This is a genomic window from Pseudoalteromonas sp. T1lg21, assembly GCF_002964625.1.
GTDB classification, from domain to species: Bacteria; Pseudomonadota; Gammaproteobacteria; order Enterobacterales; family Alteromonadaceae; genus Pseudoalteromonas; species Pseudoalteromonas gelatinilytica.
Window position 1 is genome coordinate 363,226 of record NZ_PQBX01000061.1, and the last position, 26,235, is coordinate 389,460.

Annotated in this window: 25 protein-coding genes; 13 read left to right on the top strand and 12 right to left on the bottom strand. The window is 41.6% G+C overall.

The genetic code is table 11. The features are described 5' to 3' along the window. Positions 1-2 precede the first annotated feature (2 nt). The 9 genes from C2M25_RS18335 (at position 3) to C2M25_RS18375 (ending at position 9,183) form a co-directional block, all read left to right on the top strand. The gene (locus C2M25_RS18335; RefSeq protein WP_105181807.1) at positions 3-1,166 is read left to right on the top strand and encodes a beta-ketoacyl-ACP synthase; all 1,164 of its coding nucleotides are present in this window, start codon (positions 3-5) and stop codon (positions 1,164-1,166) included. Next, the gene (locus C2M25_RS18340; protein WP_105181808.1) at positions 1,153-1,608 is read left to right on the top strand and encodes an ApeP family dehydratase; all 456 of its coding nucleotides are present in this window, start codon (positions 1,153-1,155) and stop codon (positions 1,606-1,608) included. Before C2M25_RS18335 ends, C2M25_RS18340 begins: the two co-directional genes overlap by 14 nt. Continuing rightward, the gene (gene fabG, locus C2M25_RS18345; protein ID WP_063707666.1) at positions 1,605-2,330 is read left to right on the top strand and encodes a 3-oxoacyl-ACP reductase FabG; all 726 of its coding nucleotides are present in this window, start codon (positions 1,605-1,607) and stop codon (positions 2,328-2,330) included. The genes C2M25_RS18340 and fabG overlap by 4 nt, the downstream gene beginning before the upstream one ends. After that, entirely contained in the window at positions 2,330-3,556 is a 1,227-nt protein-coding gene (locus C2M25_RS18350) for a beta-ketoacyl-ACP synthase (RefSeq protein WP_063707664.1), read from the top strand. Before fabG ends, C2M25_RS18350 begins: the two co-directional genes overlap by 1 nt. Next, complete coding sequence (locus C2M25_RS18355) at positions 3,553-4,383, top strand: MipA/OmpV family protein (RefSeq protein ID WP_105181809.1); 831 nt, start codon at positions 3,553-3,555, stop codon at positions 4,381-4,383. The genes C2M25_RS18350 and C2M25_RS18355 overlap by 4 nt, the downstream gene beginning before the upstream one ends. Next, positions 4,384-4,815, top strand: coding sequence for an excinuclease ABC subunit A (locus C2M25_RS18360; protein ID WP_105181810.1), 432 nt, complete (start codon positions 4,384-4,386; stop codon positions 4,813-4,815). A gap of 67 nt (positions 4,816-4,882) precedes the next feature. Next, entirely contained in the window at positions 4,883-6,184 is a 1,302-nt protein-coding gene (locus tag C2M25_RS18365) for a DEAD/DEAH box helicase (protein WP_105181811.1), read from the top strand. 221 nt (positions 6,185-6,405) lie between these two features. Next, positions 6,406-8,652, top strand: a complete 2,247-nt coding sequence (locus C2M25_RS18370; RefSeq protein ID WP_442793035.1) for a DUF5916 domain-containing protein — start codon at positions 6,406-6,408, stop codon at positions 8,650-8,652. A 24-nt stretch (positions 8,653-8,676) separates the two neighbouring features. After that, entirely contained in the window at positions 8,677-9,183 is a 507-nt protein-coding gene (locus C2M25_RS18375; protein ID WP_063707652.1) for an Sbal_3080 family lipoprotein, read from the top strand. 18 nt (positions 9,184-9,201) lie between these two features. On the opposite strand, the gene C2M25_RS18380 is transcribed toward C2M25_RS18375, so the two are convergent. From C2M25_RS18380 to C2M25_RS18405, 6 genes are all read right to left on the bottom strand, one after another. Then, on the bottom strand, positions 9,202-9,720 hold the full coding sequence (locus C2M25_RS18380) for a protein tyrosine phosphatase family protein (RefSeq protein ID WP_105181813.1): 519 nt from the start codon (positions 9,718-9,720) through the stop codon (positions 9,202-9,204). Positions 9,721-9,739: 19 nt separating this feature from the next. Continuing rightward, the gene (locus tag C2M25_RS18385; protein WP_105181814.1) at positions 9,740-11,476 is read right to left on the bottom strand and encodes an amidohydrolase; all 1,737 of its coding nucleotides are present in this window, start codon (positions 11,474-11,476) and stop codon (positions 9,740-9,742) included. Between the two features lie 73 nt (positions 11,477-11,549). Then, the gene (locus C2M25_RS18390) at positions 11,550-12,515 is read right to left on the bottom strand and encodes a Solitary outer membrane autotransporter beta-barrel domain (protein WP_105181815.1); all 966 of its coding nucleotides are present in this window, start codon (positions 12,513-12,515) and stop codon (positions 11,550-11,552) included. A 117-nt stretch (positions 12,516-12,632) separates the two neighbouring features. Then, positions 12,633-14,228, bottom strand: coding sequence for an AbgT family transporter (locus C2M25_RS18395; protein ID WP_105173548.1), 1,596 nt, complete (start codon positions 14,226-14,228; stop codon positions 12,633-12,635). Between the two features lie 77 nt (positions 14,229-14,305). Beyond that, the gene (locus C2M25_RS18400; RefSeq protein WP_063707636.1) at positions 14,306-14,605 is read right to left on the bottom strand and encodes a hypothetical protein; all 300 of its coding nucleotides are present in this window, start codon (positions 14,603-14,605) and stop codon (positions 14,306-14,308) included. A 7-nt stretch (positions 14,606-14,612) separates the two neighbouring features. Then, the gene (locus C2M25_RS18405; protein WP_062567116.1) at positions 14,613-14,873 is read right to left on the bottom strand and encodes a DUF3081 domain-containing protein; all 261 of its coding nucleotides are present in this window, start codon (positions 14,871-14,873) and stop codon (positions 14,613-14,615) included. Between the two features lie 202 nt (positions 14,874-15,075). On the opposite strand from C2M25_RS18405, the gene C2M25_RS18410 reads away from it, so the two are divergent. Both C2M25_RS18410 and C2M25_RS18415 read left to right on the top strand, forming a co-directional pair. Continuing rightward, positions 15,076-15,942: a TlpA family protein disulfide reductase gene (locus C2M25_RS18410; protein WP_105181816.1), complete on the top strand. Its 867-nt coding sequence runs from the start codon at positions 15,076-15,078 to the stop codon at positions 15,940-15,942. Positions 15,943-16,020: 78 nt separating this feature from the next. Then, a complete protein-coding gene (locus C2M25_RS18415) occupies positions 16,021-17,301 on the top strand; it encodes a flavohemoglobin expression-modulating QEGLA motif protein (protein ID WP_063707629.1) in 1,281 nt (426 codons plus the stop codon). A 90-nt stretch (positions 17,302-17,391) separates the two neighbouring features. Here C2M25_RS18415 and C2M25_RS18420 read toward each other — a convergent pair whose 3' ends face one another. The 6 genes from C2M25_RS18420 to C2M25_RS18445 form a co-directional block, all read right to left on the bottom strand. Further along, complete coding sequence (locus C2M25_RS18420) at positions 17,392-18,609, bottom strand: type III PLP-dependent enzyme (RefSeq protein ID WP_105173545.1); 1,218 nt, start codon at positions 18,607-18,609, stop codon at positions 17,392-17,394. 260 nt (positions 18,610-18,869) lie between these two features. Further along, positions 18,870-19,700: a hypothetical protein gene (locus C2M25_RS18425; RefSeq protein ID WP_105181817.1), complete on the bottom strand. Its 831-nt coding sequence runs from the start codon at positions 19,698-19,700 to the stop codon at positions 18,870-18,872. Between the two features lie 55 nt (positions 19,701-19,755). Beyond that, complete coding sequence (locus tag C2M25_RS18430) at positions 19,756-20,559, bottom strand: DUF1338 domain-containing protein (protein WP_063707620.1); 804 nt, start codon at positions 20,557-20,559, stop codon at positions 19,756-19,758. A gap of 40 nt (positions 20,560-20,599) precedes the next feature. Next, positions 20,600-22,072 (bottom strand): succinylglutamate-semialdehyde dehydrogenase, encoded by a 1,473-nt coding sequence (gene astD / locus C2M25_RS18435; protein WP_105173543.1) that lies wholly within the window; start codon positions 22,070-22,072, stop codon positions 20,600-20,602. Between the two features lie 18 nt (positions 22,073-22,090). Further along, the gene (astA, locus tag C2M25_RS18440) at positions 22,091-23,125 is read right to left on the bottom strand and encodes an arginine N-succinyltransferase (RefSeq protein ID WP_105181818.1); all 1,035 of its coding nucleotides are present in this window, start codon (positions 23,123-23,125) and stop codon (positions 22,091-22,093) included. A 46-nt stretch (positions 23,126-23,171) separates the two neighbouring features. Continuing rightward, complete coding sequence (locus C2M25_RS18445; protein WP_105181819.1) at positions 23,172-24,377, bottom strand: aspartate aminotransferase family protein; 1,206 nt, start codon at positions 24,375-24,377, stop codon at positions 23,172-23,174. A 203-nt stretch (positions 24,378-24,580) separates the two neighbouring features. Between C2M25_RS18445 and C2M25_RS18450 the strand changes: the two genes are divergently transcribed. Then, positions 24,581-25,009 (top strand): Lrp/AsnC family transcriptional regulator, encoded by a 429-nt coding sequence (locus C2M25_RS18450; protein ID WP_054554593.1) that lies wholly within the window; start codon positions 24,581-24,583, stop codon positions 25,007-25,009. A gap of 71 nt (positions 25,010-25,080) precedes the next feature. Beyond that, positions 25,081-26,229 (top strand): transporter substrate-binding domain-containing protein, encoded by a 1,149-nt coding sequence (locus tag C2M25_RS18455; RefSeq protein WP_105181820.1) that lies wholly within the window; start codon positions 25,081-25,083, stop codon positions 26,227-26,229. The last annotated feature ends 6 nt before the right edge of the window (positions 26,230-26,235 follow it).

Sequence of the window (26,235 nt, forward strand, 5' to 3'; positions counted from 1 at the left end):
TTATGCCATTTTGGCTTAACGACTTAGGTATTGTTAGTGCATTGGGGGTTGGTCATCAACAAACAATGCAAAGTATCAGCTTGCAACCTAAACAAACACTCACAGAGGTGACGTCGCTTGCATTTGAGCAGCGCCCAACCTTTGTGGGTTTGGTTGATGAACTGCCATTAACAGCATCAATGCGATTTTATCAGCTAATCGATTTAGCGCTGGCGCAAATTGCTGACACATTAGCAAACATAGACATTCCGAGTAGCCGTATTGCTGTGGTGATTGGTACCAGTACTGCTGCAATTCAAGAAGGTGAGAGAGGCCGAAAAGCCCATGCAGCGAAGGGAAAGTGGCCAGAGGAATTTGATTATTACGACCAAGCGCTCGTTGCACCCGCCAATTATATTGCCAAAAAACTCGCTGCGAAGGGGCCAAGTTACAGCATTTCAACTGCGTGTAGTTCAAGTGCCAAGGCGCTTATTAGTGCGCGTGCCTTACTCAGTGCTGATTTAGCCGATGTGGTAATTTGTGGTGGGGTAGATAGCTTGTGCCAACTCACTATCAATGGCTTTGATTCGTTATCGTCTATCAGCGATGAAATCTGTAAGCCATTTAGCGGCGACAGGTCAGGCATCAATATTGGTGAAGCCGCAGCGTTATTTGTTATGAGTAAAGAGCAGCACACAAAACAAAGTATTGCTTTTTTAGGTGGTGGTGAAAGCTCCGATGCCCACCATATTTCAGCCCCGATTGCAGACGGTTCTGGCGCAATCGCAGCGATGACAATGGCATTGCAAGACGCGAATTTAACCCCTTCAGATATCGACTACATTAATGCCCATGGAACAGCCACACCGCAAAATGATGCGATGGAATCTCTGGCAATCAGTAAAGTATTTGGCAAAGATACTAAAGTGAGCTCTTCTAAACATTTGACCGGCCATACCCTAGGCGCTGCAGGTGCCTTAGAAGCTGGAATATGTTGGCTCTATTTGGTCTATCCAGAATTTAATCAATTAGTATGTAATCAGGTGATAAAAGACGAATCATTGGCTGAAATTGGTTTAATAACACAACCAGAAACGGCAGAAATTAACACCTGTTTATCAAATTCGTTTGCCTTTGGTGGCAATAATGTCAGTGTAGTACTAGGACACCTAAATGAATCACTATAAAATTGAGCAAGTAGTCCCTCATAGTGAACCAATGATATTGCTCAATCGCCTATCTAGTTACAGCGAAGAGTCAGGTTGCTGTGAAGTGGATATTAGTTCACACAGCCCGTTTTATGATGAGAGCTTAAATGGGGTTGCCAGTTATATTGGCTGTGAATATATGGCGCAAACTATCGCAGCTTATGCGGGTGCGCTGGCAAAAGACAAAGGAAATGAAGTACAAATCGGTTTTTTAATTGGTACGCGCAAATATAAAACCTATGCACCGGTATTTAAAAACGAGCAAACGCTTAAAGTCTCGGTGATAAAATTATATCAAGAAGAATCAGGGTTAAGTGTATTTGAGTGTCAAATACATAGCGATGAAACATGCTTAGCAGAAGCGAAAATCAATGTGTTTCAACCACAAGACCCCATGCAGTTTATAAGAGAAAATCAATGACAAAACGTATTTTAGTCACCGGCTCAAGCCGTGGGATAGGCAAAGCAATCGCACTGAGATTAGCTAACGATGGCTTTGATATTGCTGTTCATTGTCGCAGTGGTGTGGCTGAAGCAGAGCAAACTTGTGAAGAAATTAGTGCGCTTGGTCGTCATGCAAGCTTATTGCAATTTGATGTTTGCGATAGAGAACTTGCTAAACAACAAATTGAAGCTGATATTGCCGAGCACGGTGCGTATTATGGGGTGATCTGTAATGCAGGTATCACGAATGATATGGCGTTTCCTGCGATGCAAGGTGATGATTGGGATAAAGTGATCCGTACTGGCCTTGACGGATTTTACAATGTGGTGCATCCAACGGTGATGCCAATGGTGCAAGGTCGTAAAGGTGGCCGTATTGTCACTATGGCGTCAGTATCAGGGATTGCTGGTAATCGCGGGCAAGTTAACTACAGTGCCGCTAAAGCGGGCATTATTGGTGCGACCAAAGCACTTTCGCTTGAGCTTGCAAAACGTAAGATCACCGTTAACTGCGTGGCACCAGGGTTAATCGAAACCGAAATGACAGACGATTTACCGGTTGATGAAATGCTAAAAATGATCCCATTAAAACGTATGGGTTCTGTTAATGAAGTAGCTGGCACTGTGTCGTTCTTGTGTTCCGATGACGCCGCGTATATCACCCGCCAAGTTATTTCTGTGAATGGCGGTATGGTGTAATGAAGCGTGTTGTTGTTACAGGCATGTCTGCTATCACTGCATTAGGTGATACCTGGGGCGAGTTTAAAACCGCTTTGCAAAAAGGTGAAAATGCTGTTCAGTACATGACTGACTGGGATGTGGCGCCTGAATTAAACACTCGACTAGCAGCACCTGTTACTCATTTTACTAAACCAAGCCATTATAAGCGTAAACAAGTTCGCTCAATGGGGCGTGTTGCTTTGATGTCGACCCGTACTACAGAGCTTGCTTTAGAAGAAGCTGGGCTATTAGACCACCCAAGTCTAACCGACGGTTCTACAGGGATTGCTTTTGGCTCGTCAACGGGGTCAACGCCACCATTACTGGCTTTTGCAAAAATGATGGAAACCGGTGAAATGACGGGCGTAACGGCCACCAGTTACATCCAGATGATGGCACATACGGCGCCTGTGAATGTGGGTGTCTTTTTTGGTTTAAAAGGCCGCGTGATCACTACCAGCTCTGCGTGTACATCGGGGTCGCAAGGTATTGGTTATGCCTACGAAGCGATTAAGTATGGCCGCCAAAAAGCCATGGTCGCTGGTGGTGCAGAAGAGTTATGCATTACAGAAGCCGCAGTATTTGACACCTTGTACGCGACCAGCACAAAAAATGATGCTGCGAAAAGCACGCCACGACCATTTGATCAAAATCGTGATGGTCTGGTTATTGGTGAAGGTGCAGGCACACTCATTTTAGAAGAGTATGAGCATGCCCTTGCTCGTGGAGCGACCATTTATGCGGAGCTAGTCGGCTTTGGTTGTAACTCAGATGGTCAACATGTTACGCAACCTACCGCAGAAACAATGCAAGTGGCTATCGAAATGGCCCTTAATGATGCACAGCTTACAGCGGATCAAATTGGCTATGTAAATGCTCATGGTACGTCAACAGATCGCGGTGATATTGCGGAGTCTCTGGCGACTTTCAATGCCCTTGGCAAGAAACCTATTAGCTCATTAAAAAGTTATTTAGGTCATACCTTAGGAGCGTGTGGCGCCATTGAAGCATGGGCAAGTATCAATATGATGAATGATGGTTGGTTTGCACCTACTATCAATTTAACAGATGTCGATCCTGAGTGTGCTGATTTAGATTATATCAAGGGCAATGGCCGTGAAATGCAAACAGATTACATTATGAGTAATAACTTTGCGTTTGGTGGCATCAATACCTCGTTAATCTTTAAAAAGTGGCAAGCATGATCAAGCGCTGCATCATAAGTATTTTATTTATTCTAGCTTTTAATGCTTATGCTGTAGAAGATAGTGTAGAAAAGGGCACTGCAAAAATGGAGTTCGGTGCAGGCCTTTTTTATGCAGATATCCCGCATTATTTAGGTTCAGATGAAAGTGAGCAATACCTATTGCCTGTGCCTTATTTTCGTTATCAAAGCGATAAAATGGCCATCGACCGCAATAATTTCACCGGCTTTTTGTGGCAGCAAGAAAACCTCCATTTAGATTTATCTGCCAACGTAGGTCTTGCGGTTGACAGTAAAGACAACAAAGCCCGAGAAGGTATGGATGATCTAGATTGGGTGTTTGAATTAGGGCCTTCGCTTAATTACTACTTAATAGGTGAACCAAACGCTAAACAGCACTTGTATTTAAGCCTGTTTGCGCGAAAAGCGATTGCGACAGATTTCTCAGGTATTGATGATATTGGCTGGCGTTATGGGCCAAGTGTGTATTATCGAGTGCCGATCATCGAAAAAGCGGATTCACAATTTTCATTAGCGTTTCGTGGCAATATCAACTTTGCTAGCGATAAATACCTTGATTATTACTATGGAGTGAGTGACTTACATAGCAATGAAACTCGCCAAGCATACTCAAGTCGTTCAGGTTTTTCTGGCGCTGATGTATCAATTGGGGTACATTTTGACACACCAAAGTATTGGTTAGGTGGTTTTGTTAAATATCATCACCTTGCTAACAGTCAACAAGATGCAAGCCCACTCGTGAAGCAAGATTATAATGTTTCGGTTGGTTTTGGTGTTGCATGGAAATTTTATAGAAGGAATTTTTAAATGAAGTTATTGACCCTTGCCTGTGTTTTAGCAGCTTGTTTGTTTTCAACAAACAGTTTTGCACGTGATGATATACAAACGCTACCTGTACAAGCACTACTTGAAACTAGCAAAGCGAAACAAGCGCTGTTAGATATTCCACTGTATTTTGCTGATCAAAGCCATAACAGCATTAAAACCAATTATGGTGAAGTGATCACCAACAAGAAAACCAACGCATTTAATAAAACTGACCGAGAGGCGTGTGAATGGGTAATGCTGAGTGCTTTAAAAGCATTACAAGAGCGGGCTGTTCGTGAAGGCATGAATGCAGTTGTAAATATTCAGTCGTATTACAAGAAGCGTGAGTTTGTCAGCCAAACTGAATATCAATGTGGTGCGGGCACATTTGTTGCTGGCGTGGCATTAAAAGGCACTTTAGTTAAGTTATAACTAACTAAAGTCATTTTTTTTCTGTATAATTTGCGACCCTTGATATGATGGCCGCAGGTTATACAGCATGAATTTTAAATCATTTAGTTTTTCTTCTGAGCTTTTACAGGCATTAGAAGAGCTTAATTTCGAAACGCTTACTCCCGTTCAACGTAGTGCAATTCCTGCGGTAAGAAAAGGCAAAGACGTACTTGTTAGTGCGCAAACAGGCACGGGTAAAACCGCCGCATTTGCTTTACCACTTATCCAAAAATTATCAGAATCAGCGGTTAGTGAAAATAATGCACCGAGTGCATTAGTGCTTGCACCTACTCGCGAGTTAGCTGAACAAATCGCTAATAATTTTAAAGCGTTTGCAAAATACACTGAACTCAAAACAGTGTGCTTGTTTGGTGGTATCAATTTAGCGGGTCAAGCTAACGATTTGAAAGCGGGTGTTGACATCGTGGTTGCAACGCCAGGGCGCTTACTTGATCATATTCGTTTAGGTAACATCAGCTTAGCTAATGTTAAGCATTTAGTGCTTGATGAAGCTGACCGTATGCTAGACATGGGTTTTATCAGCGATATGCAAACGGTTATAAATAGCTGTGATGAAGCGCGTCAAATCTTGTTGTTCTCTGCCACTTTCCCTGCTGCAATTAGACAATTTGCGAGTAAAGTATTAAAGCAGCCTGAAATCATTCGTGTCGATCAAACAAACAGTACCGCAGAAACAGTGCAACACGTTGTTTATCCGGTTGAAGAGCGCCGTAAGCAAGAACTTTTATCTGAATTGATTGGTAAGAAAAATTGGCAGCAGGTACTTGTTTTCGTAAACATGAAAGAGACTGCTGATGAGCTTGTAAAAGAGCTTAACCTTGATGGTATTCCAGCGGTTGTTTGTCATGGTGATAAAACCCAAGGTAACCGTCGCCGCGCTTTGCGCGAGTTTAAAGAAGGTAAAGTTCGCGTACTGGTCGCAACCGAAGTGGCTGCCCGTGGTATTGATATTGAAGGGTTACCACGTGTGATCAACATCGACCTACCTTGGCTTGCAGAAGACTACGTGCACCGTATCGGCCGTACAGGTCGTGCTGGTAAGCCGGGTCAAGCTATTTCGTTTGTCAGCCGTGAAGAAGAAAACACTTTATTTGATATCGAAAAGCTAATCGGACAGCGCATCAAGCGTGTTGTTTTACCAGGTTACGAAGTAAGCAGCCGTGAAGTACTGATTGATAAAATTGGTAAAAAGCCGTCGCATTTACGCCGTAGCCGTACAAATAAGGCTTCAGGACAGGCAACGGGTGAAGCGCGTGCGAAGAATCGTTCACGTATCGCAAATGTTCGCAAATCTTTGAAAGGCAATAAATTAAGCCTTAAAAAGTAATGAATTTCGATAACAAACGATAAGAGCTTCTATAAAAAAGCCCCATTGCTGTTTGGCAATGGGGCTTTTTTTGGCTCTGTTATTAGTACAAATGGAGTATTTTGTTAAATTTTATGACGTTAAATTGAAAATAAGATTAACAAATGTACCTTGCTGAATTACAATCGCTTTGAAATCAGTCAAGTAGCGTTTCTAACGCGTCAGTATCTAAATGGATGTTTATGCAGTACTTAAAAAGAATAATAAATAAAATAATCGCCCCTATATTTTTACTCAGTGTTGCTAGTGTGCCTTTTTATGCTAATGCATTTGATAAAGCAGAGTTCTCCCTTGCCCATATTAAAGAGTCGATTAGCGTTGATGGTGTGATGGATGAATCGCACTGGCAATACGCTACAAAAGTGCCACTAAAATATCAAAATGAACCAACTGAAAAAGGTACGCCTCTCGTTCAAACCGATGCTTACATGTATGAAGATGGTAAATACTTGTATGTTGGTTTTATTGCAAAAGATAATGACCCTTCGCAAATTCGTGCCGCCCTTCGAGACCGCGATACACTCTGGCAAGACGACAATGTTGCCTTGATGATTGATACCTTCAATGATGAACGAACTGGCTATGAGTTTTATGTAAACCCACTGGGTGCGCAAGGCGATATGCGCATGACCGATATCGATGATTGGGCGGAAGACCCATCATGGGACGCCATTTGGGATAGTGCAGGGCAAATAACCGACGACGGTTATGTGGTCGAAATGCGTATTCCATTTACTGCACTTCGCTTTCCAAAGGATCAAGCCCAGTTAACGTGGAGTTTTGCAGTATGGCGTAATTACCCGCGTGATGTGTATTATCAAATGTCGAACGTTGGTTTTGACCGAGATGTGAAGTGTAGCTTTTGTCAGTTTGATAAACTCACAGGCTTTGCCAACATGACTGAAAGCCAAAATATTCAGCTTACGCCAACATTAACTGCGCTTCGCCATGATACCAAAGATACATTACCGGGTGATTGGCAAAATGGTGATATTGATACTGAAGCGGGCTTGGACTTACGTTGGGGGGTCACGCAAGATGCGGTTATTAATGCCACCATTAACCCTGACTTTTCGCAGGTTGAGGCAGATTCACTTGAACTTGATGTAAATACCACTTACTCAATTTACTATGCTGAAAAGCGCCCATTCTTTTTAGATGGCGCCTCTTACTTTAATACCAGCCAATTAGAGCTTTTATACACGCGAATGATTGCTGAACCTGATGTGGGTTTAAAATTAACGGGTAAAACTGGCGCACACAGCTATGGCTTTATGTACGCTGACGATCAGAATACCAGTGTCTTACTTCCGACGAATCAAGGGTCGGGCTTTGCCAATCTTGCAGATAAAACACAAGCAGTAGCAGGGCGTTATCAGTTTGATATTGGTGAAAAAAGTACGATTGGTGTGATGAGTACTCACCGTGAAAATGATGATTATCATAATACGGTGTTATCTCTAGATGGCAGCTACTGGTTTAATCAATCAGATAGTTTGCAGTATCAAGTAGCAACTACAGATACTACCAACCCCGATTTTTTAGTGGATTATTATGGCGTTGATAAAGACCAATCCGATCAAGCTTATGCCATTGAATTCACGAGAACTAAGCGTGATTACGAAGTCTATGCTAATTACGAAAATATCGGTAAAGAATACCGCTCAGACTTAGGTTACCAAGCTAAAGTTGATTATGAACAAGTACAATTAGGTGGTGGGCAAACCTGGTATCGTGATGCTGATGATGCAATCACAGAGTACAGTTACAATGTTGAGTGGGATAAAACATGGGCGCAAAATGGCGACCTACTCGAAGAAGAATATGATGGCTATTTTACCTTTAAAGGTAAGATGCAATCGCAAACAGAAATTGGTTTTATTCATCGAAATGAGTTTTATGCCGGCGAGTACTTTAACCAAAACATAGGCTATATCTACGGCGGTTTTAGACCCATCCGCGATGTTCGTTTCTTATTGTATGCTCAATATGGCAGTAAAATCGATTACAGTAATGCAGCTCTCGGTACTATGGTGCGCATTGAACCTGAGATGACATGGGATATTAACGACCATTGGCAGATTCAATTAGAGCACAGCTACAGCTACCTAGATAACGAGCAAAATGAGCGTGTTTATACTGCAAACTTAACGGATCTACGTGTTTATTATAAATTTAATATGCGCTCGATGCTGAAACTCGTTTTACAGTTTGAAGATGTCGATCGAAACAATGAAGCTTATCGATTTGATGTAAGCCAAACTAACCGCGATTATGGTAGTCAGCTAGTGTATTCGTACAAAATTAACTCACAGACACTGTTTTATTTAGGGTATTCTGATAAAGGGTATCAAGATGATTCGTTGAAGAGTCTTGAGCGTGATCAGCGTACCTTCTTCACTAAGCTAAGCTATGCATGGCAGCTTTAAAAATTATAAAAAAGGAAAATCATAATGAATATTGCAAAAATATCAGCTGTTGCAGTTGCAGCTACTGTACTTGCGGGTTGTGCAGCGAAACAAGATGTAAGTCGTTTTGAAGCGGAAAAACCAAAAACCGTGTGTATTGCAGAGCACCAAGCAGTTAAAGAAGGTGTTGTAGCATCACTACAATCTGGTTTTGCAAAACATAATGTGCAAACGCGTGTTATCCCTGCCAATTATGTAATGAAGCATCAAGCGTATCAAACAGACATTTCAGCTGCTAACACAGATGGTTGTGATGCGATTGCATTTTATGTTGCTAACTGGCATTGGGATTTAGCCCTATACATGGCCTATGCCAATATTTGGGTCACTAATGTTGACCAAACTAAAACAATTGCTCAGGCAAGCTATCGCACGGGTGGTGGGTTAGATAAGTTTATTGATGCAAACGATAAAATCATCGAATTAGTTGATTCAATGTTCCAGCAAGTTGAAGCCAAGAAACAACAAGAAAGCCAGAAAAAAGCAATATAAAATAATATGTTGGTCAGCTTATAGCTGACCGACTTCTTCGTTTACTTTACTTCTTACCACCCCTTCAAGGCTTTTTAAGCCCCATTGCTTACCAATTTCGACAGCTTCTTCAATAGGCTTTTTCAAGGTTACCGCATTGTATAGCGCAACGAGAGCGCCAACACGGTTGCTGCTCGCACAGTGAAGTAAGGTGGTTTGTTGTTGGTGCTCATTGAGTAAGGCCTGAAGTTTAGTGGCGTTTTCAATGGTAATATCAGCTTTAGATTGCACAGGAATATGGTAATAGTTCATGCCAAGTTCTGTGACTAACTCTTGCTCAGACCAATTCGTTTCGTTATCACCACGAAGGTTGATAATGTTCACAACACCAAGTTGTTTTAGCTTGGCAAAATCAGTTTGATTTGGCTGACCTGACGTTAATACATGCTCAGACTGCGCCTTGAGATTTAAAATATCTAGTTGCGTTACAGCTGTTTGTGCAGCTAATGCAGAAAAAGACAGCAGCGCAGCACATGCTAATTTTATGAACTTATTCATGTTACTCCTTAAAGTGTGTTTAATTTTTGCTGTAGACAGTTTTACCACGGCTAATGGTTTCTAACACTTGTAAGTTATGTAGCTCTGCAGGCTTTATTTTCAACGGATTGTTATCAAGGATAATTAAATCTGCTTGCATCTCTTGTTTTAATTGCCCTTTTGAGCTTTCTTCAAAGTGTTGATACGCAGGCCATGTCGTCATTGCTTGTAGGGCAGTATACACAGAAACGCGTTGATCTGGGCCTAATACTTGATCTGTACGGGTCGTACGGTTAACCGTTGCATCTAATACGCGCAGTGCGTTTGGCAAGGCCACGGGTGCATCATGATGGGTGCTAAACATTAATCCTTGTTCGAGAACCGCATGAGTAGGTGAAATAAAATCAGCTCGCGGGTGACCAAGCACCGAATTTACATGCCAGTCGCCCCAATAAAAGGTATGCATTGGGAAGAGCGATGGAAATATGCCTAACTCTTTAAGGCGATTTACCTGATCTTGACGAATTGTTTGACCATGAATGAGCACTGGGCGGCGGTCTTTTTTACCAAGCTTGTTATTGGCATTTTCAACGGCATTTAAGAACTGCTCAATAGCAGCATCACCATTTGCATGCGTCATCACTTGCCAGCCATTGGCAAAGGCCGTTTCTACATATTCATAAGCTTGTTCATCATTAAAAGTAGGGTAGCCTGCATAACCTTGCTCTTGGCCTTCGGGGGCTTTTAGGTAAGGATGAGATAACCAAGCAGTTTTACCTTGTGGTGAGCCATCAAAGTTAAGTTTTACACCCCCAATGCGAAAATGATTCGTGTAGTTTTTACTGTTATAGCCTGAATCCATAAAACTGCTGCTGGTGGCCATATCGGCATAGGCAACCACATCAATCACGAATTTATCCGCTTTTGATGCCCTTACCATTGAATCATAGGCTTCTTGAGTTGCTCGGCCCTCTTGCGCTGTAGTGTAGCCGTATTTTGTATAGAGCTTTTGTCCTTCTTGGAGCATTAAATCTTGTAAGTCAGGATCAAAGGACTGCATGAGTTTAAACAGTAAACCAAAGTGTGCGTTTTCTTCGAGCACGCCATTGGGTTCTTGCGAGTTCGGCATACGACGAATTAGCCCGCCTTTAGGGTTTTCTGTGTTTTCATCGATGTCAGCCATGGCTAAGGCTTTACTATTTGCAACACTCAAATGCCCTGAGGTATGAATGATAATGACCGGCTTTTCGGTGCTCACGCGGTCTAAATCCATTTTAGTTGGGTATCTATCAAGCTCAGCATCATCGTAACCAAAGCCTAAAATTGCCCCCGTTTTTTCAATAAATGTAGTGTAGTCAGGGTTATTTTGTGCGGCGGTGAGAATATTAACGATTTGCTCAACACTATTGGCATCTCCATCTGGGCTAGGTAATACATTGGCTACCATGGCTTGCAAACCAACACCATAGACATGGCTATGGCCATCAACAAAGCCTGGCATTAAGGTTTTGCCTTGCAAATCAATTAGCTTTGTTTTGCCAAACTTATGCTCAAGCGCTTTGTTTTTATCACCCACAAAGATGATTTTGTCACCTTGTGTAGCAATAGCCTGCACATATTCTGGTTCATCGCCAGCCATTGTAAGAATATCGCCACCATAATAAATGGCATCTGCAGCACTTACTTGCAAAGGTAGGGTTTTAGCTGTTTGCTCAGGGGGTTTATCGCAAGCCGTTAAGGCAAGGAATGCACAAGCGATCGCGAGATGATGTTTCATATAACTCTTCCATGAATTTTAATTATGTCTAAGAATATAGTCTGTTTTAAAATTTTGTCTTTAAAAAATGGACTTAAATTTCATTAAAGTACAAGACAATAGCAGCGCCATCGAGGCTACTGCCGTTATGAATGTTGATACCCACTCCAAAGTTGTCAAACCACGATGTCCACTTTCTACTGTCCCATAAAAAGCCAATACCGTATTCATAAAAGTGGTCGGTCCCAAACGCTACACGACTATCACCGCCTAAATCAATTCGCTGTCCTTTGATATAAAAAGCTTGCTCAAAAGGCCCGATTTTAAACATGTTAAATTTAGCTTTTATACCATTGAGAGTACGCCACGTCTCTGGTGCTGCATTATGAATACCATCTGGATGAGAGAGAGCCCAGCCATAGTAATAATTAAAATTAAGCTTGTACTCGTAATAGCCCCAATACCTAGGAAGTCGATAGATCATAGTCGCATTTGGGTTTAACACCAGTGCATTACTATTGAGGTTGGTGTAAAGGTTATCAGCTAAAGGCTGTAAGTCGCGTCTGGATTCAGAGGAATTGTAATCATAATCATTGTTGTAATGTAAGTAGTGAGTATTAAAGCCAAATTGATATGACCATTTAGAGCCAAGTGCTTTCTCAGCATTAAAACCGAGCATCCCGTTATACACAGTTTCTGAAATATAGTCGTCAGCGACATTCTCATACAAAGAGATAAAATCTGATTGATTTAAATAACTTATTCTGCCGGTCAAACTTAGTTTGTGTTGATAAATAGGCTCATCAAGCTGCCATGTGTAAGGAATACTGTAGAGCTTAAGCTCCTTTCTAAGTGCGATACTGTCTTCATCTTTGCTGGCATGTTGCGGGTCAAACAGTGTTTGCGGATCAAAATCACCAAACCCCAAAGTAATACTGTCACCATCCGTTAAAACTAACGACGTTGCAAATGCGGTTTCAAGTTGTTTGGTTGGATTAGCATATAAATTAAATACATTTAATGCGTACAGGAGAAGCCACAGCTTAAATTGCTTTTTCATAAAAAATAACAATAAAAATTAATGTCTTAATAATAGTCGCAAAGTTAGTTTTCAACAATCTCAGGTACAAAAAAGCCAAGCATTAGCTTGGCTTTTTTTAATCTCTTGAATAAGAGATTAAGGCTGATAATAAATCGGTGATTCAGGGCCAACTGGGAAGCCCAGTACAAACACCCATAAGTAGAATAACGCGACCCAACCAACAAAGAAGATAATGCTGTAAGGAAGCATGGTCGCAACCAATGTACCAATACCCATGTCTTTCTTATACTTAGTTGCCACAGCCAGTATCAAACCAAAGTAACTCATCATTGGGGTGATAAGGTTAGTAACCGAGTCACCAATGCGGTACGCCGCTTGAATGGTTTCTGGCGCATAGCCTATTAGCATTAACATTGGTACGAAGATAGGTGCCGTGACAGCCCATTGTGCTGATGAAGAGCCTAAGCTTAAGTTTACTAATGCACACATTAAGATGAATAGCACAAATACTTCTGGGCCAGTTAGGTTTAACGCTTGTAATAGAGCGGCGCCGTTAATGGCTAAAATTGTGCCTAGGTTGGTCCATTTAAAGAAAGCAACGAACTGTGCTGCAAAGAAAACCAGCACAATGTACATACCCATCGAGCTCATGCTTTTACTCATGGCATCGATGACATCTTTATCGTTTTTCATGGTGCCAACAACGCGGCCGTAAACAAAACCTGGAATACCGAAAGTCACAAAGATAAATACCACAATGCCTTTTAAAAATGGCGAGTGTGCAACAAGGCCTGTTTCTGGGTTACGCAAAATGCCGTCTTCAGGAACAATTGTCCAAGCAAGTAATAATGACACTACCAACAGTGACACACCTGCCCACTTAAGACCTGATTTTTCTTTATCGGTTAAACCAGCAATGTCATTTTTAGGTAAATCATTGCTTGCTTCATCTGGGTTGTATTTGCCAAGGCGTGGCTCAACGATTTTCTCGGTAACGAACGTGCCTAAAATGGCAATTAAAAATACTGAGATCATCATGAAATACCAGTTTGCTTCAGCGCCAACTTGGTAATTTGGATCAATCATTTGTGCTGCTGGCGTGGTGATACCTGCAAGTAGCGGGTCTATGGTACCGAGTAATAAATTGGCACTGTAACCACCTGAAACACCGGCAAATGCTGCAGCAAGACCGGCAAGCGGATGACGACCAAGACTGTGGAATATCATGGCCGCTAATGGAATAAGTACGACGTAGCCAAGTTCAGATGCCGTATTTGATAAAATCGCAGCAAACACCACCATAAAAGTAACTAGGCGTTTAGATGCGCCCATTACCATGCCACGCATAGCTGCTGAAAGTAAACCAGAGTGCTCTGCAACACTCACACCTAATAAAGCAACGAGTACCGTCCCAAGTGGTGCAAAGCTGGTGAAGTTCGTAACAAGGCCAGTAACGATACGCTGCAGGCCTTCGGCACTAAGCAGGCTGACCACTTCAATTACACCATCAGGATCGCGACCTGCTGCGCCCTCTGGGCGTGGGTCGATAGCACTTAAACCAAACCAGTCGGCAATGCCGCTAAAGACAATGATAGCAACGCAGAACATTGCAAATAAGGTGATAGGATGGGGTAGCATATTACCCAAAAATTCAACGGTGGCTAAAAATCGGTTAAATAACCCATTGTTACCACCCTCATGGGTGTTGTGAGAGTTTATTGCTTTTGACATGTCCAGTTCTCGTTATTTCAAAATGGCGCTAACCTAGCATTTTTTACCGGACAGATCATGTTTTAGCGGTAGGCGTTCTAATAGGTACGTTCCAATACACCCTTATATAGCAAGGGATAGCGGCGCAAACGTTTGCCAATGTAATCATCAGCTAGAATTTGCGCACAGATTTGCTCTACATCGTTACTTGCTTCAAATACCCAATCAAAGCGCTCGATTGCAAGCAGAAAACCACGCTTGAGGAACTGTTGTTCACGATAGTAACTAAGATTATCGCGAATGATATCTAACTTACCTGGGTTAGATTTAAGTTCATCAATTACTTGGTTGATAAACGCTTGCTGTTGCTTTGACTCAGCTTTTACCCGTCGTTTCATTACTTCTTCACAGTTCCTTTTCAGCGATATAAAGCACTTTCTTTAAAAAATCTTCTTTGTTCTTTTCATGTTGATAGTCAAGGTGATAGGTATTATGAAAGCCAAAGCGTAGTAACACACCACTGCCTTTTAGATATACCGTATAACCATCGATATCCGAAAAAGCACAAATACCTTCATAGAGCTTACCATCTTCATGATCTTCACCGTGTTGAATGATTTTTTCATACACAGAAAGAATTAATTTACCGTCTAGCTCATTTTTCATGATGACTCCTTTTTGATGTAATACGTTTCAAACCTATAAAAAGTTTAGTGTTATTTTATGCAGGTATTAACTGTTTTGAGTATTTTTAAAACCTTACTTTTGCGATATATCAGTAAAATCACATTGAGTAAGCGGATGTCGAAAATTTACAATATTTTCTCTTATCTTAAACTTAAGATAGATTTTATTTGAGGGACGCACAATGAGATATAAATTTATACCCCTGATACTACTAGCAGGCTTGGTGCTTGTAAGCAAAAGCATATCAGCAAATACAGCCCCCTTGGTGTTAGAAAATGAAGCGGGGCGAATAGTTAAACTTGACAGTTACTTAGGCAAGAAACCCGTTTACTTAAAGTTTTGGGCGACTTGGTGCAAGCCATGTATGGAGCAAATGCCACATTTTCAGCATGCATATGAGCAATATGGCGATAAAATTCAATTCGTGGCTATTAATATTGACCTTAATGATGATGCAGACGCTGTTGCTAAGGTTAAAGAGCGTTTTTCACTCACTATGCCAATATTTACTGATCACACAGGCCAGGTTGCTAAACATTATGAATTTATGGGCACCCCTTTTCATGTGTTGATTGATAGTGATAAAAAGGTGATTTTTCAAGGCCACGAAGCAGATAAACCGCTTGATAACACATTACGTTTGTTATCACACAATGGCAAAGTTGATGAAGCGCGCTTACTAAACGAAAAGCAAGGCCAAGCCACTCCTTTGGTAATTCCGAAACAAGGTAAAAAAGCCGTGCTATTCACCGCAACATGGTGCGACTGGTACTTAGCCGACACGCGCCCTGCTATGGCAAAGCAGTGTGTATTAGCGCAGCAACATGTTAATCAGTTGGCAGAGCAAGGAGTTGATGTCGAGGTTAAAGTGAGTCAGCTGTGGACTGATCAAAGCGCAGTGCAAGAATATGTTGATAAATTCGCTGCAACCATGCCGGTTTCAATCGATTATGGTAATGATTTATTTATCGAAAATGGCATTAATTCGGTACCCAGTTTACTTCTCTACAACGACGGAAAATTAGTCTCTAAAAAAGCTAAATTTTAATTAAAACAGCATGATTTTGCTTTGTAATTATGCAAATTTAGCCTATGCTCAAGGCTCATTACACAGTGAGCCTAGAGCATGATAGATAAGGCATTATTAGCAAAAACACGCGAGTTATCTGACCGATTAATCGCACTGCAAACACCCATTCGTATCCTTGATGCGATCAACTGGGATAAACAAATCAAAGAAGAGTTTTTTAAGCATAAGTGCCAAAAGAACCCAACGGTTGATCAAGCCTATTACCAACAGCGTGACCTTGGTTTTGTACCAAGTGAGTTACGTCGTGCGTTCTCTGATTTAAATCGCGATATCATCAGCCAGCTAGGGCAGTTAAACCCGATTGCGCAATACATGAGCAAAATGTGTACTGAATATAAAACCGTACTTAGTATGATTGAATATCGCGGTACCCCTGAATTTCATGATTTGTCTGTTGAGTTGTTTGGTCACCCCAAAGATTTATTCCATGCTGGAGAGCCTTCACTTTCTGAGCTTGCAACCATGCTTGAGCAGCCGCTAAAGAGTATGCTTGATGCCGATATTTTACCTGATGATCCAAAAAACATAGATGCAGAAGACGCGGTTAAAATTTTAGCATCACAAGTGGCTCAAACGATGCCGGGCATCGATGTTGAGGTTATTCTGAGCGACGGAATTGTGAGTGACGCCGCGGCAGGTGCAAATAATATTAAACTTAATCAAGATGTTAAATTCTCTCAAAGAGAGCTAGATATTCTTGAGGTGCATGAAGGCTGGATCCATGTCGGGACCACGCAAAACGGTCTTGCTCAGCCTTATTTAACCTGTTTAAGTAAAGGCACACCGAGCTCTACAGTGACCCAAGAAGGCCTTGCGGTATTGACCGAAATTATTACCTTAAAGTCGACGCCACGACGTTTAGCAAAATTAGTGAACCGTATTCAAGGTATTACCAAGGTCATTGATGGCGCGGAGTTTGTTGATATTTATCGTGATTATGTAGCGCAAGGTTTGAGTAAAGACGACAGTTATACACTTACTCAGCGGGTGTTTAGAGGCAGTACAGCAACAGGCTTACCTTTTACCAAAGATATCGCTTATATCAAAGGTTTCGTGTTGGTGTATAACCTTATACGAGTTGCCATTCAGTTAGGTCGAATTGATCAACTGCACTTGTTATTGGTTGGTAAAATCTCAATAGATGATTTTAGACTGATATCGCAATTACATGATTTAGGTGTGATTGAAGACCCTAAATTTATTCCACCACACTTTAAAGACTTACGAGGCCTAGCAACCTGGCTAAGCTTTGGTCGTTTTATTGGTAACTTGTCGTTTGAACAATTAGAAAACGACTACAAACCACTCTTTATTTAAATAAATATATAAAAAAATGCAGCTGGAATGAGCAGCTGCATTTTAAGAGTTAAAGCATGTTGCCTTACATGCTTTTAGTCGAGGAAACGATTAACCGGTGAGTGCGTCAACCTGCACTACATCATTCAGTACAATAACTTCTGCACGTTTGAAGAAGTTAAAATCTGTTGCGGTTGCTAATGTGTAAGCACCCATCATACGGCTGATGATTAAATCACCATTGTTTAATTTTGGTAGCATGATTGACTCACTTACTACGTCGATGCTATCGCAAGTCGGGCCTGCTAATACTGACTCAACACGTTCGTTTGATTGCTTGAACGAGTCGATAGGGTATGAAGCTTCATCGAACAATAAACCACTGAAAGAGCCGTAAATACCATCATCTAAATAGTACCAAGGCTTGCCATCACGCACTGCTTGACCCATTACCGATGCAACACTGGTAACAGCACTGGCTACAATAAAGCGACCTGGTTCAGCAATTACGCGAACTGTCTCTGGTAACTGTGCTAAGGCATCATTGATTGGCGCACAAAATTCCTCAATTGGCAGCACGTCTTTGTTGTAAGGCACAGGGAAACCACCGCCGATATCAAGCGTACTAAGCGCAGGTAATCCTAATGCGGCTACGTCGTTAATCACTTGATTACATGCAGCAATGGCAGTGACATATTTAGCTGGGCTTGCTGTTTGCGAGCCAACATGGAACGACAACCCTTTGATACGAATACCTAATTGTTGCGCATAGCTAATGATTTCAATAGCCATTGCTGGGCTACAACCAAATTTTTTCGATAAATCAGCGAATGCTTCCGCATTACGAAAACTTAAGCGAACAAGTAACTCAACCTGCTCTTTGTATGCAATGAACTTTTCTAATTCGTTGATGTTATCAACCACAAACACATTACAACCGTATTCAAGTGCATCACGAATATCACGATCACGTTTGATTGGGTGCGTGTGAATCGTACGATCACTGGGTACGCCTTGGCTGGCGACTAAGTCAACTTCACCGCTGGTTGCTAAATCAAAGCTGGCACCTTCTTCTAAAAGCGTACGAACAACCGCTGGATGAGGAAGTGGTTTTAATGCAAAGTGTAAAGCAACGCCAGGTAAAGCACGGCTTAATGCACGGTATTGATGGCGAACTGATTCACAATCAAGCACCATTAATGGCGCGCCATGTTGTGCAACGAGTTGCTCAATAAATTGGTTTGAAGGTTGTGCGACTGGTTCGTTTGCAGCAACCGATGCTGCAGGTACTTTGATTGTTAAGTCTTTTGTAAGTGTTGAAATAGCCATTTTACTCTCCGGCAATTAAGCAACTGCTCGGAAAAAAATGGAAGTCCGAGTCAGTTGAGTGTTATTAAGCGCACAGTATGTTCTGTGCAATCAAATACACTCTTGGATAGTTGCTCTATCGCCTTGCTACAAACAGTGTTTGTAATGTACTCGGATTGGCTATCATCAAGAAGCGGCGAGATAATAGATCTGCTTTTTTATTTGCGCAAGTATTTTTTTATAATATTTCGAGTTATTTTTGTACAGCAAATCGAGTTGGCTTAGTCACTGTTTTCAAAGTGAATTCCATAGCTTTGTGTATAAATGTTGAGCATCGCTTTCGCATCATCAGGGTGATTACTTTTGCTGTGTAATTGCTGAATATAGGCGGCCATCTCAGCACTTTTCATATAATCATTGATAAGTGCAATAGCACGATAACCCGCTGCGGTTTTACTGCAGGTAAAAAAGCCATTGATAAATTCAGGATATTCGGCAATTCGTCTTGATGTGAGTTGGTTTAACTCATGGGCAGGTATATGCGCTTCAAGTGCTTGTTTGTATGCAACAATGTAATCAATACGCTTATTAAGTAATAGCCGACTCAGTTGTAAAAATGCATTTTCTCCGTAAATAGCCGCAACGTTGTATTGTTTATTAGCAAAAACCTCATCGAGTTCGCGATAGCTGGTGGAACCAATAATGCCAAAACTACCTTTGTTTTTGAGAAGCTTAGTGACAGAAATAGGCGCCGAACCTGACTCTAAAGTGCTCTTAAGCGCATAGACTTGACGCTGTACATGCATATAGGTGGGTATGTTAGAAAACACCATGGATTCTGCTCGTTCAGGGGTTTTGATTGCGTTAAAGGTGCAACTGGCCTCATTACTTGATAAGCGCTTCATTAAGCGCGCATGATTGGTAAAGTCGACGTCTATATCGAATTCATCAGCAAGGGCTGGATTGATAACAGCAGCAAGGTGGAGGTTAATGCTGAGTTTATCTGCTTCGCTGGCAAAATATGCATGAGACAAAATTGTAAGCGTGGGTTTTTCTGTTGCCGTTGCTGTGTTTAGGGTAATAAGAATTACGATAAACGCAATTAGTCTCATACATTTCCTTGTGTACCAATTCGCTTATTGCGTTAAGCGAATTGGTCTGTGCTAATTAGCGAGCATTGGTGCTCTCAAAAATTTTGTCAGCTGATGCTGCCACAAAACCTGTGTATAGCTCGCCATCTGGTTTTGCGTAACGCAGAGCGAACTCATAAAAACAACTCGGTACGGCAACAACACCATCACTAAATTCAACTTCGCTGTCATCAGCAAGGGTTGAAGATTGCTCAAGTAATACTTCTGGTGAACCTTTGATTTCGCCGCCAGATGTATTTAGCGCAAAACCCGCATCTTTAAGTGCTTGGTTTACACTTTCGATATCATCGAATTTTGCTAATTCATTGATGCTCACGGTAAAGTGATTAGCACGGTAACCCCATGCTGACATCCATGCTGCGTATTCGCTTTCTGCAAGCAGCTTTTTGTAGGTGTCTGAGCTTACTTGCCAGTGCGTACCTGAATAGAGGAAATTATCCGCTGTTACAGCGTCTTCGTCAATCTGATCAACCATGTCATTAACGATAGCTTGTAATTCTTCTGAACATTGCTCAACAAGTAATTCAGAAATGAAAACTTTAGGTTGCTTAGGATCTGAGTGTTCGAAGTGCTTAGCGTATAGTTTTTTCGCTTCGAAGTGGTACTCGCCGCATTCTTTGTAACCAACTGCTAAAAAGTGCGCAGCTAGTTTTTCTAAACCGATTTTTTCATGGTTAAAAGTACGTAAAGCGATGTGATCGTTGATCACGTCATCTTGTTGTGTAGAGCCAAGTAACTCATGTACTTTTACCGCCGATGGCGTAACTGATAAATAGTTGTCCCATAGGTTTTCAAATAGGGCGTTTACATCTGTGTGCATGTTTAATTCCTTCAATTAAGGCGGCGAGGCCGCCAAACAATTATTCAATAATTAAGCCCGGCGCAAGGGTCTGTGGTAAGTTAACTTTATCGGCTTCAACAGAAGCAACAGGGTATGCACAGTAGTCAGCTGCGTAATAAGCGCTCGCTCTGTGGTTACCACTGGCACCAATACCACCAAACGGTGCAGCGCTTGATGCGCCTGTAATTGGTCGGTTCCAGTTAACAATACCGGCACGAATACGTTTTAAGAAATGCTGGTAGTCATCACTATCATCACTTAATAAACCAGCAGATAAACCAAAAGAGGTGTTATTTGCTTCATTAATCGCACTATCGAAATCTGTATAACGGTAAACCTTGATAAGAGGACCAAAGTGCTCTTCATCAGGCATGTCTTTAACAGCGGTTACATCAATTATACCTGGGCTTACAAAACCTGTACCCGGCTCAAGATGCTTAAGTTCAACAAGAGAAGTTGCTCCCATATCAAGTAACTGCTGCTGAGCTGCAACCATACCTAGTGCTGCTTTTTCGCTGATCATTGCCCCCATAAATGGTTGATCTTCGCTGAAGCTGTCGGCTACTTTGATGTTTTTTGTTGCAGCAATTAATTTTTCTAAAATTGCATCACCATTTGCCGAGTTCTCGATGAATAAACGACGAGAACAGGTACAACGTTGGCCAGAAGTAATGAAACCAGACTGGATAATGTCGTGAACAGCCGCACTTACATCTGCGACATCTTTTACGATCAGTGGATTATTACCACCCATTTCCAGCGCTAAGATTTTACCTGGATGACCTGCAAATTGCTTATGTAATAGGTGACCTGTATTTGAGCTACCTGTAAAGAATAAGCCATCAATATCTTGATGAGAGGCCAAAGCAATACCTGTGTCTACTTCACCTTGTACAAGGTTAATGACACCGGCTGGTAAGCCTGCTTTTAGCCAAAGTTTTAAAGTGAACTCAGCAACATGAGGCGTCAGTTCTGATGGCTTAAATACAACCGTATTACCCGCTAAAATAGCAGGCACAATATGGCCATTTGGTAAGTGACCTGGGAAGTTGTATGGGCCAAATACGGCAACAACGCCATGTGGTTTGTGACGAATAAACGCTTTTGCGCCCGGCATTGGGTTTTCTGTGGTGCCAGTACGTTCGTGATAGGCTTTAATTGAAATGGCAATCTTACCTGTCATTGCGCCTACTTCGGTACGTGTTTCCCAAAGTGGTTTACCTGTTTCACGGGCGATAATCGTTGCAAACTCTTCGCTGTGCTCTTTAAGCTCTGCTGCAAAGTTTTCAAGAATAGCAATACGCTCTTCAAGGGCCATATCAGCCCAGCCAAGCTGAGCACTGCGAGCAGCTTTGATTGCATCAGCGACTTGTTCAGCAGTGGCTGTTTTACCTTGCCAAACAACCTCGCCATTACTTGGGTTGATTGAACTAAAATCATGACCAAGGCCTGCTTGCCATTGGTTAGCAATAAGTTGAGTTGTTACACTCATTTTAAACTCCTTAAGTGGTTACAAACGGAAGAACCGTGCTGCATCCCCTTGTTTTAATTTAAGTGCATCTGCCACTTCTTGGCTGACGATTAACGTGTGCTTAGCGTGGTTATAGTGAGCATGTTTGGTGAATGTTGCTCTAAAGTCATTCATGCCTTGGTTGCAGATAGCTAATGTATCTGAGCTCTGCTCATTGATATGCGCAAGCTCACCAATGCTGATAGGGCACACTTGTGACTCACGAACACTGCGAATATTGCCAAGTTTTGCTTCAACAGTAGGCCCTGCATCGAAGAGGTCAACATAACCACGGTGCTCAAACCCTTCTTTTTCTAAGAGTTTAAGTGCAGGCTTGGTTTTTTCATGAACCTTACCAATCACAGCTTGGGCTTTTTTGCTCAGTAAGTTGGCATAAATAGGGTACTTAGGCATTAACTCGCTGATGAAGACTTTATCGCCTAAACCAACTAAATGGTCAGCCTGTGGGAACTCAATACTAAAAAAGTGCTCTTGTAACCACTGCCAGAAAGGCGAGTGACCGTCTTCATCACTTACACCACGCATTTCTGCGATGATGGTGTCAGCAAAGCGTTCACTGTGCTGAGCCATAAATAGAAAACGTGATCGTGATAAAAAGCGACCTGTTAAGCCTTTGCGATTTTGCTCCCTTAAGAACAAGGTACAAATTTCAGTGCAACCTGTGTAGTCATTACACATACTCAGAATATCAACAGTGTTATATACGTTGAGAGTAGGTGAATGGTGAACAGTTTTACCAAGGTGGTAATGGTATAAAGGAACTGACATACCCACGGCAGCTTCAATAGCGGTTGTGCCAATTACGTCACCTGTTTTACTGTCTTCTAAAACAAATAAGTAGGTTTCGTCTTGTGGTTTATTAATGTCTTTTGCAAAACTGCGTTCAGCGCGTTCAATTTTTTCTTGTAGTAAATTGTCGTCGACCGGTAACGAGGTAAAACCATGACCGGATTCCATTGCAATTTGCTTTAACGCGGCAAAATCATTTGCTGTTATAGGACGTAATACTTGCATTAATTGCACTCCAATGGCGCATACCTAAGGCATGCGCCAACTAGGATTAACCGTTTACAACGTCTGCAACCGCTTTTTCAAAGCGAGCTAAACCTTCTTTGATATCCTCTAAAGGAATAACTAAAGATGGCGTAAAGCGCACAACGTTTGTACCAGCAACAAGGCTCATTAAACCGTGTTTAGTGCTTGCTACAAGGAAGTCGCGTGCACGGCCTTCAAATTTGCTGTTAAGAACCGCACCTAATAATAGACCTTTACCACGAACTTCACTAAATACGTCGTATTTTTCGTTGATTGCAGCAAAACCGTCGCGTAAAAGTTGTTCACGCTGTTTAACACCTGCAAGTACTTCTTCGCTATTCACAGTATCAAAAGCCGCTTCTGCTACAGCACATGCAAGTGGGTTACCACCGTAAGTTGAACCATGTGTGCCTACTTTTAAATGCTCTGCAATGCTTGCAGTTGTGATCATCGCACCGATTGGGAAACCACCACCTAACGCTTTTGCTGTCGTAAGAATATCTGGTGTTACATCTAAACCTTGGTATGCGTATAAATCACCTGTACGGCCAACACCTGTTTGTACTTCATCAAAAATAAGTAAAGCATTGTGTTTGTCACATAACGCGCGAACACCTCTAATAAATTCGTTCGTTGGCGAAATGATACCGCCTTCACCTTGTAATGGCTCCATCATCACAGCACACGTGTTGTCGCTAATAAGTGCTTCAAACGCAGCTAAATCGTTATAGTCACAGTGATCGATTGCAGCAGGCTTAGGACCGAAACCATCTGAGTAAGCTGCTTGACCACCTACCGTAACAGTGAAGAATGTACGACCGTGGAAACCTTTGTTGAACGCGATGATTTGGTTCTTTTGCTCGCCGTGTACATCTAATGCCCAGCGACGCGCTAATTTTAATGCTGCTTCGTTAGCTTCTGCACCTGAGTTTGCAAAATACACTTTATCGGCAAATGTAGCGTCCGTTAATTTTTTAGCTAAGCGCAGTGCAGGCTCATTTGTCATTACGTTTGATAAGTGCCAAATTTTTTCGCCTTGCTCTTTTAATGCATTGACAAGCGCTGGGTGACAATGGCCTAAACAGTTAACAGCGATACCACCTGCAAAATCGATAAATTCTTTACCGTTTTGATCCCAAACACGTGAGCCTTCACCGCGAACAGGAATAACCTCTGATGGGTTGTAGTTTGGTACCATTACGTCGTTAAAAAGTTCTCTTGTTACTTGCATTTGTTGCACCTAAATCTGGCTTAGTATGAAAAAGTTAAATTGCAAAAAATAGGTCAGTTAAGCCGTTCCTGCCTAATTAAGCACGATGAGATTATTTTTCTTATCTATTTTTCTTATTATCTGGGTTAGGAACTTAAATTTGCAGTGCTATTTTGTGAAAAATGACTAAAATAAAATGCAAATTAACGAAAAGAGTAGTCAAAGTGATAACTTCTCAAGATGAAAAACTATTAGCTATCTTAAGAACCAATGCGCGTGCGAGTATTTCTGACCTAGCGAGAGCGCTAAATTTATCGCGCTCAACAGTTCAAAGCCGAATGTTGAAATTAGAAGAAACAGGTGTGATCAAAGGCTATAGCGTAGACTATGGTGATGCCTATTTGAGCCAAATGGTATCGGCGCATGTTTCGATTAAAGTGAAACAAAAACTAACCACCAAAACGAATCTTGAACTAAAGCAGATTGATGCTATTTCACAGCTCTACGCAATTAGCGGTGAATTTGATTTGATTGCCGTTGTGCAAGCGCAAAACCTTGAAAAGTTAAGCCACCTATTAGATGACATTGGTAACTTAGATGGCGTTGAGCGAACAACGTCGTCAGTGATTTTAGAGACAAAGTTTAAGCGTTAACCCTTTATCAGGTAAATCTGACTCTATTGTCTATAATGACTTTAGTTTGTTAGTTATTTAGGCTTATGTCGATGCTTGCTTCATTATTGCTTTCGCTCACTGTGGCTCAGCCTTTTCAGTTAGGTACTAACCTGCCAATTAACGCACCACATAATGCAATTAATCATGTTGAATGTATTTTTAAGCAAATCAATGTGCCATTTAAGTTACAGAAACTACCTTGGTTAAGGGTTAAAAGGGAAGTGCAGCTAGATCGGCTAGATGGTTACTTTACCGCAAACCTGTTATCGCAAATGCAAGAGTATGGTGAGCTTTCTGCCCCGATGTTTTTAGAAAACTGGTACTGGTTTACCCATGCAGATTCGGCTTCAATAGCTGAACACGATTTGCGTTATGGCGTCGTAAGAGGGAGTCATCAGGCCGATTGGTATCAACTATCTAATCGGAAAATCGAAGTCGAAGTTAACACCACACAAGAGCTTATCAAAGTGTTCAAAAAGCAGCGGGTAGATAGAATCTTGCTTGATTTAGAAGAGTTTGAGTTCAATGCTGTGCAGTTACAAATAAAGCCTGATGAATATACACAAACATTCTACCGATATGTTCCATTGGGTTTATTTGCAGCAAATAAAACGCTCAAGGAATTCCCTGACTTTTTAAATGCCTTTAACAGTCATATAAGTAGCTGTTCTCAAAGTCCCTTTGTATTGTCAAAGATTGAAAAACTAACCTTAGTGAATGTGCTTTTAGAGCAAATAAAGCAATTAGCGAATACAGACAATGTACAACAAGCGGTAATGAAAAGTAATCGGCAACCGCTCGCGCAGCAAGACCTCGATCAGCTTGATAATCAGTGGGCACAACAAGTTCGTGACAATACACCGATACTTGCAGAGCGCTATCTAAAACTTGAAGGTTCACAATTCTTACAAGTATGGCAAAAGCAAATGCAAGGTGTTATTACAGAGATAATCGTCACTGATAAACAAGGTAAAAATGTCATTATTAGTGAAGTCACCACTGACTATTGGCAGGGTGATGAAGCTAAATTTTTAAATATGTATCAGCAAGATGACGATTACTACATTGATACTGTGGAATTTGATGAATCTACCAAACACTTTCAGGTGCAGTTTAGCGTGCCTATCTTTGATGAGAAAAATCAGCACATGGGGGTGCTGATTTTAGGTGTAGACATCGAAAAAGCGCTCTCTAAATAATGTGTT